10 protein-coding genes are annotated in these 14,169 nt (G+C 64.5%); all 10 read right to left on the minus strand.

The features are described from left to right. Positions 1 to 93 precede the first annotated feature (93 nt). Entirely contained in the window at positions 94 to 747 is a 654-nt protein-coding gene (leuD, locus tag Q8K05_RS12400; protein WP_305246903.1) for a 3-isopropylmalate dehydratase small subunit, read from the minus strand. 11 nt (positions 748 to 758) lie between these two features. Continuing rightward, positions 759 to 2,171: a 3-isopropylmalate dehydratase large subunit gene (gene leuC / locus Q8K05_RS12405; RefSeq protein ID WP_305246904.1), complete on the minus strand. Its 1,413-nt coding sequence runs from the start codon at positions 2,169 to 2,171 to the stop codon at positions 759 to 761. Further along, complete coding sequence (locus tag Q8K05_RS12410) at positions 2,168 to 3,043, minus strand: oxaloacetate decarboxylase (protein WP_305246905.1); 876 nt, start codon at positions 3,041 to 3,043, stop codon at positions 2,168 to 2,170. The genes leuC and Q8K05_RS12410 overlap by 4 nt, the downstream gene beginning before the upstream one ends. Before the next feature lie 114 nt (positions 3,044 to 3,157). Then, complete coding sequence (locus Q8K05_RS12415; RefSeq protein WP_305246906.1) at positions 3,158 to 4,411, minus strand: DUF1329 domain-containing protein; 1,254 nt, start codon at positions 4,409 to 4,411, stop codon at positions 3,158 to 3,160. Between the two features lie 26 nt (positions 4,412 to 4,437). Then, the gene (locus Q8K05_RS12420; RefSeq protein ID WP_202813906.1) at positions 4,438 to 5,991 is read right to left on the minus strand and encodes a DUF1302 family protein; all 1,554 of its coding nucleotides are present in this window, start codon (positions 5,989 to 5,991) and stop codon (positions 4,438 to 4,440) included. 52 nt (positions 5,992 to 6,043) lie between these two features. Further along, a complete protein-coding gene (locus tag Q8K05_RS12425; protein WP_305246907.1) occupies positions 6,044 to 8,431 on the minus strand; it encodes an RND family transporter in 2,388 nt (795 codons plus the stop codon). A 17-nt stretch (positions 8,432 to 8,448) separates the two neighbouring features. After that, on the minus strand, positions 8,449 to 9,441 hold the full coding sequence (locus Q8K05_RS12430) for a YCF48-related protein (RefSeq protein WP_305246908.1): 993 nt from the start codon (positions 9,439 to 9,441) through the stop codon (positions 8,449 to 8,451). Further along, a complete protein-coding gene (locus tag Q8K05_RS12435) occupies positions 9,438 to 10,391 on the minus strand; it encodes a hydroxymethylglutaryl-CoA lyase (protein WP_305246909.1) in 954 nt (317 codons plus the stop codon). Before Q8K05_RS12435 ends, Q8K05_RS12430 begins: the two co-directional genes overlap by 4 nt. Before the next feature lie 19 nt (positions 10,392 to 10,410). Beyond that, positions 10,411 to 12,306: a hydantoinase B/oxoprolinase family protein gene (locus Q8K05_RS12440; RefSeq protein WP_305246910.1), complete on the minus strand. Its 1,896-nt coding sequence runs from the start codon at positions 12,304 to 12,306 to the stop codon at positions 10,411 to 10,413. Positions 12,307 to 12,337: 31 nt separating this feature from the next. Beyond that, positions 12,338 to 14,169: hydantoinase/oxoprolinase family protein (locus Q8K05_RS12445; protein WP_305246911.1), on the minus strand; the 1,832-nt coding region annotated here is incomplete at its 5' end.

The following is a 14,169-nucleotide window of genomic DNA, read 5'->3' on the forward strand; positions in this document are numbered from 1 at the left end:
ATGGGTTTCAATGGCCCCGCCGCCGCAGTTGGCGTCGACCAGCGCGCCGCGAATACGGCCGGTCGTCTCGGGAACGAAGGGTTTCATGTTGCATCAGTGCCCGGCCGGATCGGCACGCAACCAGGACCGCTCCGCCAGCCGCCGTGCCTCGAACGCCGCGATTTCTTCGCGGTGCTGCAAGGTGAGCCCGATCTCGTCCAACCCATTGAGCAGGCAATTCTTCTGAAACGCATCGATCTCGAACGCAAATGATGCGCCGCCGGGCGTGCGCACGCACTGAGCCGGCAGGTCGATGTGCAAGCGATAGCCAGGTACGGACGCAAGCTGTGCAAACAGTGTGTCGACCTGCGCGGCAGTCAGGCGCACCGGCAGCAGACCATTCTTGAAGCAGTTGGAGAAAAAGATGTCGGCAAAACTCGGCGCGATCACGACGCGAATGCCATGGTCCAGCAGCGCCCACGGCGCGTGCTCCCGGCTGGAGCCGCAGCCGAAGTTCTCGCGGGCCAGCAGGATGCTGGCGCCCGCGTACTCGGGACGGTTCAGGACAAAGTCGGGGTTCGGTCGCCGGAGCGCGTTGCTTTGTTCACCGCGGTAAGGGTCGAGGTAACGCAAGCCGTCGAACAGATGCGGCCCGAAACCGGTGCGCTTGACCGACTTCAGGAATTCTTTCGGAAGAATGGCGTCGGTATCGACATTGGCGCGATCCAGGGGGATGACGATGCCTTCGTGCTGAGTGAATTTGTCCATTTGTCAGCTCCTCAGCCGTGAAATTGGCGAATGTCAACGAAGTGCCCGGCAATCGCGGCTGCGGCGGCCATCGCCGGGCTGACCAGATGCGTGCGGCCGCCGGCGCCCTGGCGGCCTTCGAAATTGCGGTTCGACGTGGATGCGCAGCGCTCGCCGGGATTGAGGCTGTCCTCGTTCATGCCCAGGCACATGGAGCAGCCGGGGTCGCGCCATTCGAAGCCGGCTTCGATGAACACGCGATGCAATCCTTCGGCCTCGGCCTGCGCCTTGACCAGCCCGGATCCCGGCACCACCAGCGCCTGCTGAATTCCGGGGGCAATATGCCGGCCGCGCACGACCACCGCCGCCGTGCGCAAGTCCTCGATGCGCGAGTTGGTGCACGAGCCGATGAAGACCTTGTCGAGCGGGATGTCGACAATTCGCTCCCCGGCTTCGAGGCCCATGTACGTCAGGGCCCGGCTGATCCCGGCGCGCTTGACCGGATCACTCTCTTTTTCGGGGTCTGGCACCACGCCCTCAATCGACGTCACCATCTCTGGCGATGTGCCCCAAGTGACCTGGGGTGCGATGCTTGCCGCATCCACCTCCACCACCCGGTCAAACACCACACCCGGGTCGCTGGTCAAGGTGCGCCAATAGGCCACGGCTTGGTCCAGTGACTGGCCCGTCGGGGCGAAAGGGCGACCAACGCAATAGTCGATCGTCGTGCCGTCCACCGCCACCATGCCGGCGCGCGCACCGGCCTCGATCGCCATGTTGCAAAGCGTCATCCGCCCTTCCATGCCGAGGGTGCGCACCGCCGGGCCGGCGAACTCCATGACATGTCCTGTCCCCCCGGCGGTTCCGACCAAACCGATGAGCGCCAGGGCCATGTCCTTCGCGCTGACGCCCTGCGCCAGGCTGCCCTCGAAACGCACCAGCATCGTCCGCGCTTTTTGCAGGGTGAGCGTCTGGGTGGCGAGCACGTGCTCGACCTCGGAAGTTCCGATGCCGAAGGCCAGCGCGCCGAGCGCGCCGTGTGTCGCGGTATGCGAGTCGCCGCACACCACCGTCATGCCCGGCAGGGTGAAACCCTGCTCGGGCCCGACCACATGGACAATGCCCTGGCGCGGATCGTGCAGGCCAAACTCGGTGATGCCGAACTCGGCGCAATTGGCGTCCAGCGTCTGCAACTGCAGCCGGGACAGCGGATCGGCGATCTCGCGGTCGCGGTGCGAAGTCGGCACGTTGTGATCGGCCACCGCCAGGTTGGCGGCGATGCGCCACACCTTGCGCCCGGCCAGCTTCAAGCCCTCGAAGGCCTGCGGCGTGGTCACCTCGTGCAAGAGATGACGATCAATGTAAAGCAGGCCCAGGCCGCTGCCCACTTCGCGGATGAAATGCTCATCCCAAAGTTTTTCGTAGAGAGTCCGTGCTGGCGTCATTTTTTGAGGGTCTCGTAGTGGGCAAGTTTTTCGAGATAAGCCGGCGCGCCGATGATCTCGATGAAATCGGCGAAGTCCACATGACGGTCGGGGTTCACGAGGCGCCCCTGACTGCGCAATTCCGTCAGCGCAGCCTGCATGGCGCGGGTGGCGGTGAAGAGCGTCGCCACCGGATAGATGGCGATCTTGTAGCCTAGGCTTTCCAGCTCGCGATAGGAGAGGTAGGGCGTCAAGCCGCCCTCGGGCATGTTGGCCAGCAGCCAGGCGCCGCGGAATTCGGCGGCGATGCGTTCCAGCTCTTCAACGTTTTGCGGTGCCTCGATGAAGAGGACGTCGGCACCGGCCTTCAGGTACGCCTCGCCGCGCCGCAACGCCTCGTCGAGGCCAGCGACGGCGCGCGCGTCGGTGCGGGCGATCAACACCGTCTCGGGATCACGCTGGGCCGCCTTCATGACACGAATCTTCGCCACCATCTCGCTGGCGGGGACGACTTCCTTGCCGGCGAGATGTCCGCAGCGCCGGTTCAGGTCCTGATCTTCGAGTTGCAGGGCAGCGGCGCCCGCCTGCTCGTAGAGCTGCATGGTGCGTTCCAGCTGCAGCGCGTTGCCGAAGCCGGCGTCGGCGTCGGCAATCAAGGGGATGCCGACCGCCCGGGCCATCTGCGTGATCTGGTCGACGAACTCCGAGCGCGTGAGCAAGCCGAGATCCGGCAGGCCGGCGCGTGAGGCCGAGACGCCGAAGCCAGTCATGTAGACCGCCGGAAATCCTGCCTGCTCCACCAGCTTGGCGGAAAGGACGTCGAATGCCCCGGGGGCCACAACAATGCCGGGCGCATTCAGCACTAAACGAAGGGTTTTGCTGGTCGTCAACATGGAGCTTCCTTGGGGGATGTCGTCAGGACTCGACCTGCGCCTTGCCGTGCGACATCCCGTGAATTTCAAGAAGGCGCGGGGCGATTTTTTGCCGCCCCGCGCAGGACCGCGGGCTTACTGCCCAGCGGCTTCCAGCTTGCCGAGGCTTACATCGTCAGCCGTCCAGGGGCTGTTGGTCTTGACGTCGGGGGCGTTGACAAAGATCGTCGCGTGCTTGCGCTTGAAGTCGATCGTGTGTCCCTGACCGGAAATATAGGTCTGCACACCGTCCTCGCCCTTGAGGGGGCGTCCCGAGAAGAACAGCCACTTCCAGAATTCGCCCTTCTTGTCGTAGGCTTCGCCCATGTAGATGCGCGGATAGGCCACGTCCATGTACATGATCTTCTTGCTGTAGGGGTGGGCATCGGGTGCCACCGCTTCGATGACATGCACCTCGCGCGGCTCCCACGCGTCCACCGGGTTCCAGTAAGGCGGATTTTTGAGGTCCACCGTCGGCCAGGCGTCAGGCGTTCCTTTCTTGCTCAGGTCGGACGAGTTCGACTGATGCGCAACCGCCAGTATCCAGCGCTTGCCGACATACTTGAAGGACTTGTACCAGCTCGGACGCGCGTCCCAGACTTCGAGGTCATCCTTCAACTGGTCGGTGCCGCCGATCGGGTCCATCCACGCGCCGCCCGGCAGACGCCGCGTGCGCCGCGAGGACTTGATGTAGACCGAATTTTCCTCGAGCTGCGGTCCGTCGTAACGGATCGTAAACAGCCCAAGGCCCTTGACATCCTGCGGATAGGTGGCGAAGAGCAGCGTCTTGGCGAACACGCTGCCGTCGCCTTCCACCGGGGTGTTCTTGCCCGTCAGACGGTTCTTCATGAAGTAGCGGGAGAGTACCCAGTTTTGCGTGCGCTCGAGTCCCTTGTCGCCGTCCACCAGCAGATAGGTGAAGTTGAGGTTCATCACCTGTCCCACCGGCGCACCGTAATAGAAGTTCCAGACCAGCTTGGCCGCGTAGTTGGGGTCCGAGGACGCGACATCGGGGAACGGAAGGCCTGCCTTGTAGCCGCTCACCTCGTTCATCGCTGCGTCGTACTTCACCTCGCCCGCATATTTCTTCGTCGCCTCGACCATCTTCGGGTCCATGGTGATCGGCTCGGACTTGCGCAGCTTGATGGTAAGCCCCCAGTTGCGGATCTGCCATTCCACCTTCTCGGGAACCATGCTGGTGATGGTCTTTCCCTCGAAGGTTTCATTCTTGACCTGGTCGAAGTTGGCCTTGCTGATCACTGTTCCCGCCGGCAGTTCGGCGGCGATGGCTGTCGCACCGCAGGCTGCAAAGGCGGCCATGGCGATGCTGATTTTGTATTGCGTTTTCATCGTGTACCCTTTTTGGTGAGTGGCCATCAGAACTGACGGGTCAGCCGGAAAGCCAGCTGGTTGTTGTTGGCGAAGTAGCCCATCAGGGCTGTTTTGTTTTCGACTTGTCCGGGCTGCTTGTTGCGGCCCCCGTTAAAGAACAGATTGGCCTCTGCCTTGAGGCGCCATTTATCGCCCATGACGAACTCGACACTCGGGATCAAGAAGCCGCCGCCGTAGCTGGCATCCCAGCCGGCCGCAATCGCCGGGTTGATGCGGTCGTTGTCGTAGTTCATCGCCAGGATCATGGTCAGCATGGTGCTGTCGCGTTTGCGCGATGCGCCGTAACCTGCCAGAAAGACGATGTCGTCTTTCTGGTTAAAGTCGAGCACGCGCGTATTGAACAACTGCACCGAGAAGAATGACGGACGGCTGGTGCCGATCAGCGGGCTCAAGTTGACCTGCTTGTCGATGCGGAACATCGTCACCAGCGTGTTCTTGAGCGTCACACCGGCGAAACCCGGCAGAAAGCCGCCGCCGAAGTTGCTGCCGTAGTTGAACGGTACATCCTTGTTGTAGACGATCTCGGTGCTGAGCACGGCGTCGAGCGCTTCCGAGTAGCCGCTGGCGGTGGCCCCCAGGACGTCGATCTTGGGATAGATGAAATCGCCCAGCAGGCCCTTGGGAGCGACCTTGTAGGGCGTGCCGCCGATCAGCGCGCTGGGGTTGACCACCGGGTCGTTGTTGAAGGTCTTCATGTAAGCGACCGAGTAGTTGAGTCCCGCCGCCTCGCCCGCCCAGCGCATGCCACCCGTGACGTCCTTGATGTTGCCGTCCGGATGGTCGTAGTCATAGTTGGTCAGATTCATCCCGGGCACGGGGCTCGGACCGAAAAAGTTGACGCCCTTGTTGGGTTGATTCGCCCAGCGCCCGCCCGACAGGTCGTAGGTGTTGCCAATGTCCTTGCCGCGGTCCCAGCCCGGCCGGACAATCGCCTGCAGCGAGCCATTGGCCTCGGGCACCTGGATGCGCATATTGCCCAGGATCAGCGGCTTGCGCAGCTCCTCGTTCTCCACCTCGAGGAAGGAGCGCCAGCGGTAGTCGAAACCATGCACCACGTCGAGGGCGCGGAAGAAGTCGGTTTCTCCCCACACCACCTGCTGCTTGCCGAGCCGGAAGTTCACGCGATCACCGACAGGAAAGTCGACATACAACTCACGCATGTCGGCGTTGTTGTACTCGTCCATCAAATTGCCGGCTTGCCCGGGCAAATTGTCCAGGCGTTTCATGTAGCCGGTCTTCGCCTCGCGATCAAGGCGGGCAATCGCCTTCAGCTTGATGCCAGCGCCGAGCTTGGCGTCGGCATCAAGCAGCAGGGAGCCGCGCAGCATCGACAAATCGTATCTGTCGTTCTGCGCAGTCTCGGGTGGATTCTGCAGGTTGAACGACGCCGAGCCGCGCAGATAACCGCCCATCGTGAATGTCGGTTCCGCCCCATCGTTCTCGGCCGCAGTCACCGAACCCGCGAGCGACGCCAGCAGCAGGGCTGCCGCGATCTTGCGGGGTTTGGTGGAACAGAATGAATTTCCTCTTCTCTTCATGATTGTCTCCTCTTGGTTATTGCCAGTTAAAAAGATGCTTCCCCGCTTCGCATCAAGCAGTCGCCGTGGCTTGAACGCCCGTCTCTGCCTGTTTCCGAACTCCCCGTTTGAACACGAATGCCGGCTTGAGCACGACGACGAGCGCCGGCATCAGCAGCAGCGAACTCGCCGCCGAAATAAACAGCCACAAAGCCATCAGCATTCCCATCTCGGCCTGGAAGCGGATCGAAGAGAAGTACCAGATGACCACGCTGGTGATCAGCGTCGCCGCCGTGACCAGCACGCCCCTGCCGGCGCTGAGCAGAGAGCGTTCAATCGACCCGAACAGCGTATTGCCCTTGTGCAGCTCTTCCCGGATCTCGTCGACCACGTAGAACGCGTAGTCCACGCCGAGGCCGATGCCCAGCGCCGCGATCGGCAGGGTGTTGACGTTCATGCCGATGCCCATCCAGGCCATGAAGGCGAAGGTGAGCGTGTTCGACAGCAGCACCGGCACCATGAAGAACATGCCGGCCGCGAGCGAGCGGTAGGCCACGGCGCAGCAGATCACCAGCACCAGCAGGGCCAGGGCAATGCTTTCGATCTGCTTGGCCAGGATGATTTCGTTGGCGGCGGCCAGCACGCCGATCAGCCCGCCGGCGAGCTGGAAACGCACCGGGCTGTCGGGGTGCTTTTGCGCGAACTCTTCCACGCGCGAGACGGCGGTACGGATCGTCTCGCCTTTATGGTCGCGGAAGAAGATGGTCACCGAAGCGTCCTTGTACTGGGGTTCGACAAAGCGATCGATGTCGCCCGGGTCGGTGCCGGAGGTGAAGAGGTACAGAATCTCGCCGTTCTCGCCACTGTTGGCGCCGAATTCCTCGTAACGCGGGTTGCCTTCGCGCAGGATGCGCTTCATCACCGGCACCAGGTCGGCCATGGACACGGTGCCGCCGACCTCCGGCTGGTTTTCCATGAAAGCCTGGAATGCCGCCATGGTCGCCAGCGCCTTGGGCTCCTTGAGCGAGTCGGTCCCCGCACCCGAGACGACAACGAACATGCGGTCGGCACCGGCGAAGCGCTGGTTGATCGCCGCCGCGTCGAGGTTGTAGCGCGAGTCACCCCACAGGATGGGCGAACCCGGGTTGGCGTCACCCACCTTGAGATTGAAGGCGTAAATCCCCGAGGCGACGAAAAGCACGGCAGTCAGCGCAATGACGACGTAGCGGGCCCGCGTGGTGGCGACGCCAATGCAGCGTTGCAGCAACCAGCGCAGCACCGGCTGGATATTGACCGGATGGGCGTAGCTGTTCGGCTTGCGGATCCACGACAGCAGAACGGGCGTCAGCACGCAGGCGCTCACCGCGATGGTGCTCACCCATACCGTGCCGATGACAGCCACTTTCTGCAACAGCGGAATGGGGGTCAGGATCACGACGATCATGCAGCCGGCATCGGCAATGACGCCCAGCATGCCGGGCTTGAACAGGGCCGTCATCGCCGCCTTGGCGGCCGCTGTCGAGTTCGGCGCGCCCTTGGCCAGCTCGTCGTCGTAATGGATGACCAGCTGGACCGAGTGCGAAATCGCCCGCGCCGAGATCAGGAAGGCGACAACGATCACCAGGGGGTCGAGGTGCAGGCCGGCAAGCCGCGCCGCGCCCAGCGCCCAGACCGCGCTCACCACGCCCGCCAGCAGGGGCAGCAGCGTGCCGCGCCAGGTGCGCGCGGTGAAGAACAGCAGCACAATCAAGGCAGCGATGGTGATCAGGAAGATGCGACCGGTCTCGGGCAGGTAATGGTTCACCCAGCCATACAGCATCGGCTCGCCGACCACCCTGACAGCGACCCCGTCGCCCTCGACCGAGCGCGCGATCTTGCCGATCTGGTCGAAGATGCGGTCGTAGCGCACCTCCTTGTCGTAAAAATCGACGGTGATCAGGGCCGCCTTGAGATCGCGCGACACGTAGGCGCCGTAGATCAGCGGGTTGTGCAGCACCGCTTCCTTGAGTTTGGCGACGTCCTCCGCGCTCTGCGGCACCGACGGCCACATCAGCGGCTTGATGTCGATGCCTTCGGTGGAAGCACGCACCTCCTTGGCCTTCTTGGCGGCCAGCGAGATGATCTGGAACTGGTTCACGCCCTCGATGTATTGCAGGTCCTGCGTCACCTTCTGGACCTTGCTGAGCACGGCCGGCTTGAAAATGTCGCCGTCCTCCACCTCCAGCATGATGCTGACGAGGTTGGAGCCGCCGAAGTTCTGCTTGAACTGCTCGTGCACCTTGATATAGGGGTGATTGGCCGGCAGCAGGTCGTCAAAGACGGTCTTGATCTCGATTCGGACCGCCAGGACCGCCATGAGTGCGGTGATCAGCGCGATCACCGCCACCACCAGGACACGGCGCCGGATGCAGAACTCGACGAAACGGAAGAGACGACCCGGATGCTCTTGGGAAGGGTTCATGCCTGGTTTGCGGGAAATCACTTGAATTGCTCCAATTTGTTGTCTTGACCGACGGCGGACAGCGTTGCGCCCGCCAGATACAGACGGTCGGCGTGCGCCTCGATATCGGCATGCCAGGCATAGCTGTTTTCAGACAGACGGCGCACCTCCCAGGTCTGCGCGTCCGCAGGCGCCCGCAGCAACAGCCCTTTGTCGCCCACAGCCGCCCATCCGGCGTTATGGGCTGTGACGGCAAACAGATGCTCACGGGTGCCGGAAGACACAGCGCGCCAGCTCTGGCCATCGTCGGTCGACAGCAGCACGACGCCGTCCAGACCGACCGCCACCGCCAGTCGGCCGTCGGCGGAGAACGCCACGCCGAGAAGACTGCTCTTGACCGGGCTGGCGACGTCCTGCCAGTTGCGACCGCCGTCGCCGGAGCGGCGGATGCGGCCGAACTCGCCGGCCAGGATGAGGGTGTTTTCGCGAGCGGCCAGGTCGTTCCAGCCGACGTCTTCCCGCTTGCCGATACTGTCCCAGGCAGCGCCGAAGCCCGTGGCCGAGAGCACCAGACCGAACTCGCCGACGGCATAGACGCGACCGTCGGCAGAGCGTCTGACACGGATCAGCTTGCGCCCCGCCGCCTCGGCGGGCAAGCCAACCGCGGCTTGCCAGGAGCGGCCGCCGTCGGCGGACTGCAGAACCGTGCCGTCGTTGCCCACGACAACGGCCCGCTCAGCATCCCAAGCCGTGATGGACTGCAGGTTCGCATCCGTCGCCGCAGGTTGCAGCAACCATTTCCTGCCGTCATCGTCGCTGCGCACGATCTTGCCGCCGCGCCCGACGGCCCAGATCACGCCATCCGCTGGCATGGCCACGCCGTAGAAGGCATCCCTTGGCGCGAGCACCGGCGGGGCCACGCTGGCGCCCACCGAGGCGGGCTTGATGAAGATGCCGGCGTAGAGCAAGCCGCCGATCACGGCGAAGGGCATCACTGCAGATAGCAGGCGCCACACTTTGTTCACTGTCATTTGTTTTTCCTGTCCGTCTCGCTCGGTGCGCCATCGTTGCCGCGCGCGCGGCGCTCATCCTGGGCATCGAGCCAGGCTGCGGTGCGGCCGCCGATAGGCCGCTGGACCAGTTGCCCGGCCAGGACGACCGCCTGGCGCAGCTTTTGCAAGTCGATGCCGGTGGCGAGGCCGCACTGTTCGAACATCAGCACCAGGTCCTCCGTCGCGGCGTTGCCGGCGGCGCCCGGCGCGAAGGGGCAGCCGCCCAGGCCGCCCAGGCTGGCGTCGAACTTGCGGATGCCTTGTTCGAGCGCCGCCCAGGCGTTGGCCAGCGCGAAGCCGCGGGTGTCATGGAAATGCGCCGAGAGACGCCCGGCGCCGAAGCGCGCCACGCATTCCTTGAACATGCTGGCGACGGCGCGCGGTGCGGCGGCGCCGATGGTGTCGGCGATGACCACTTCGGCGGCACCGGCTTTGAACATCGCTTCCGCCAGACCGAGCACGCCCGCCGGCGCCACCGGGCCCTCGAACGGGCACTCGAAGGCGACGGCGATGTAGGCCTTGGCGCGCATGCCAAGGCCAAGCGCTCCGCCAATGGTCTCGCTGCTGGCTGCGAGCGCCTCGCCGAGACTCATGTTGATGTTGCGGCGGTTCATGGTGTCGGTCGCTGACAGCACCACGGCAATTTCCTTGACGCCGGCAACGCGCGCGCGCTCCAGGCCGCGCAGGTTGGGCACCAGCGCTGAATAGGCTATATGCCCGGCCTGCGGCAAGCGGGGATAGAGCGCGTCGGCGTCGGCCATCTGCGGTACGGCCTTGGGCGAGACGAAGCTGGTCGCCTCGATGGCGCGCAGGCCCGCGTCGGCCAGCGCCGCGATCAGGCGCAGCTTGTCGTCGCAGCTCACCGTCACCGGCTGGTTTTGCAGCCCGTCGCGCGGCCCCACTTCATTGATGAGAACTTGATCGTTCATGGCGTGTCCTGCGTGGCGATCAGGCCGGTTGCCGGGGCTGCGCGGGGCTGCCCATCCAGTTGGCGAACACCGGCGAGCGCGGGGGGTCGAAGCTGGTTTCGGCCTTGCAGCGCGCCTTCAGCTGCTCGATGGTGCCGCCCCGGTTGAAGAGCTCGATGGGCGGGCGTGTGGCGGCGATGTCGGCGCGCAGGGCCTCGGTGGCCGCCAGGTCCAGGCTGAAGTCGCTGCGCACCACGACACCGTAGGCGCGTGCGCCATCGACCGAAACCAGGCCGCGCTCCACATCGGTGGCCACGCGCTCGGCCGGGCGCTTGAGCGGGTCGCCCCAGCCGCCGCCGCCCCAGGTGTTGAAGTACAGGATGTCGCCTTCCATGACCTTGACCCGGTCGCACTTGGAGGGCAGCCATTCACGGCTGCCGTCCTTGCGTACCAGCTCCTTGGTGCTGCGCGCGCCGGGGTTGCCGCCGTTGACGCCCCAGGGATAGGTCAGCCAGCGGTCATCGTGGATCGAGATCTCCCCCGGCTCCAGGAACTCATAAGCGGTGCAGACGCCGTTGCCGCCCCGGTGCAGGCCCGCCCCGCCCGAGTCGGCGATGGCTTCGTAGCGCACGATGCGCAGCGGAAAGTAGCTTTCCAGGAATTCGTTGGGCACGTTGGTGAACGAAGGCCACAGCGAATGGCCGTCCGGGCCGTCGCCCGCGGGGCGGCCCGGAATGCCGCCGAAGCCGATCTGGAACAGCTGGTACCACTCGCCGCTTTTGTTGTAGCCCGAATACATCAGGTGCGGGCTGTCGGAGAAACCCGCAGCGTTCAGCACGTCGGGCGAGCCCTGGCCCAGCAAGCCGCCCATGATGTCGAAGATGCGGCCCAGCAGGTGGGTGCGGCACGACAGCGCCGCCGGGCGCTTGGGCTTGAGGATGCTGCCTTCGGGAATCTTGACGTCGACGAGCTCGTAGAAGCCGTCGTTGAACAGGATCTGCGGGTCGAAGATGTTGATGAAGAACGCGCCCAGGAACATCTTGAACATTTCTTCGTTGAGGAAGAAGTTGACCGAGCTGATCGACTGCGGATCGGTGCCGGTGAAGTCGAAATGGGCGATGTCGCCCTCGCGCCACAGGCTGCAGGCGACCTTGTACGGCCCCATGCCGACGCCGTCATCGTCGATGTAGTCTTCGAAGTAGGCCTTTTTCTCAGGCACCACCATCTTGATGATGGCGCTCATGGCGCGCTTGTTGCGGTCGAGCATCTCCGCCATTGCCGCGATGTAGTGGTCCACCCCGAAGCGCGCGACGATTTCATGCACCCGGCGCTCGGCCAGGCGCAGCGAGGCCAGCATGGCATTGAAGTCGGAGCGGTTCCACTCCGGCACGCGCGAATTGCGCAGCAGCAGGTTGAGCAGTTCCTTGTTCAGCACGCCCTTGCGCACGATCTTCACCGGCGGAATCTGCAAGCCTTCCTCGAAGATCTGCGCCGCGTCGGTCGGCAGGCTGCCCGGCACCTTGCCGCCGTTGTCGGTCATGTGGCCGAACATCGCGGCCCAGCTGACCAGCCGGCCGTCGTGAAAGATCGGCATCAGCGTGAGCCAGTCGTTCAGGTGGCTCACGGCGCCGTTGCAGGAGTAGGGGTCGTTGGTGAGGAAGACGTCGCCTTCCTCTATGGTGTCGTCGTAGTTCGACACAAAGCCGTGGATGAAGGAGCCAAACTGGCCGACGACCATCTTGCCGTCGTTGTTGGCGATCATCGGAAAGGCATCGTGCTGCTCGCGGATGCCGGGCGACATGGCGGTGCGAAACAGCACGGCATCCATTTCGGCGCGGGCGTTGCGCAGTGCGTTCTCGATGATGTCCAGCGTGATCGAGTCGAGGTCGACCGGCTGGAACGGGGCGGGGTTGGTCTGGATGATGTGAGCGGTCATGGCAATGTCCTGTTTTTGGCGTTCGCGCCGGTCAGACGTTGGGGCGGATGAGGATGTTGGCGACGGCATCCACCTCGCCGGTGTGACCCGGCAGGATCAGCGTGGTGGTGTCCATCTGGCAGACGATGGCCGGACCGGGAATGCGGTCGCCGGCCTTGAGTCGGGCGCGGTCGTAGATCCTGGCGGCATGGTCGGCGCCATCGACGAACACCGTGGCCTCGTCGATGATGGCGGCGGCCGGGTCGCCATTGCCGCGCGGCAACTGCTCGGCACGAACCTTGGTTTCCGGGCCTTGCACCACGGCGCGCAGGCTGACCACTTCGTGCGGCGCATCCAGTGCGAACGTGAACAGTTGCGTGTGCATGTCGTCAAAGCGCTTGGCCACGCTGGCAATGCCGCCCTGCACCAGCTCCTCGCGCGTCACCGGCAGCGTCAGGCGCATGCCCTGGCCGCGGTAGCGGATGTCGATCTGGAACTGCACGCTTTGCTGTTCTGGCGAAATTCCCTCGCTGAGCAGCGAGCGCGCCGCCGTGGTGGTCAGCTCGTCAAGAAGACCCAGCACTTCGGCATCGGAGATTTCGCTGATACGGCGAATGTAGGTGCGCGAGGCCTCGTCGCGCAGGCGCGTGGTGGCGTCCCCATAGGCGCACAACACGCCCGGCGCGGGCGGAATGATCACCGGCCATGACCCCATCAGGCGGCCCAGGGCATTGGCATGCAGCGGGCCGGCGCCACCGAAGGCCACCAGGGCGAAGTCGCGCGGATCGTGGCCCTGCTCGATGGACACCAGCCGCAGCGCGCCGAACATGTTCTCGTTGACGATGTTGATCACGCCCTCGGCCGTTTCCTTGGCCGTCTTGTTCAGCGGCCCGGCGATCGTGGCCATGGCGGTCTCGGCCAAAGCGCGATCAATCTTCATGTCGCCGCCCAGACGCGACGAGGAGGGCAGGTAGCCTAGCACCACATTGGCGTCGGTGACCGTGGGCTTGTCGCCGCCCTTCATGTAGGCCGCAGGTCCGGGCGAGGCCCCGGCGCTTTGCGGGCCGACGCGCAAGGCCTTGGTCAGTTCGGGCACGTAGGCGATGGAGCCGCCGCCCGCGCCCACGGTGCGCACATCGATCGACGGCGCGCGCACCGTGACGTCGGCCACCCGGGTTTCGCGGCGGGTCTGCGCAACCTCTTTTTCGATCAAGGCCACGTCAGTTGACGTGCCGCCCATGTCGAAGGTGATCAGGTTGGGGAAGCCCGACTCGCGCGCAATCCACTGCGCACCCGAAACGCCGCCGGCCGGCCCGCTCATCAGCAGGTTGACCGGGCTCTTGCGGGCCGCTTCCACCGACGACAGGCCGCCATCGGAACGCAGCACATGCAGCTGCACGTCCTTCATTTTCGATTTCAGCTCGCGGTGCAGATTGTCGATGTAGCGCGACACGACCGGGCGGATGTAGGAATTGACCACCGTGGTCTCGGCCCGTTCGTATTCGTACATCTCGGGCATCACTTCCGAGGAGATCGACACCGGCACCCCGGGCATGACCTGCTCGGCAATCTCGCGCACCCGCAGTTCGTGCCGGCCGCTGGCATAGGCATTGACCAGGCACACCGTCAGCGCCTCGATGTTCTTGGCCTTGAGGGCCGTCAGCGACTTTGTCAGCGCGGCTTCATCGAGCGGCTTGACCACCTCGCCGCGCGCGTCGAGACGCTCGTCGGCTTCGATGGTGAATTCCAGCGGCGCCATCAGGGCGCGCTTGTTGTAGATCACCCAGCCGCCCAGCCCGCCCGGAACGAAAGAGCGCGCGATCTGCAGCACGTTGCGGTAGCCCGTGGTTGTGACCAGGCCGACGCGCGCGCCCTTGCCTTCGA

The organism is Polaromonas sp., assembly GCF_030682935.1.
GTDB lineage: Bacteria > Pseudomonadota > Gammaproteobacteria > Burkholderiales > Burkholderiaceae_C > Polaromonas.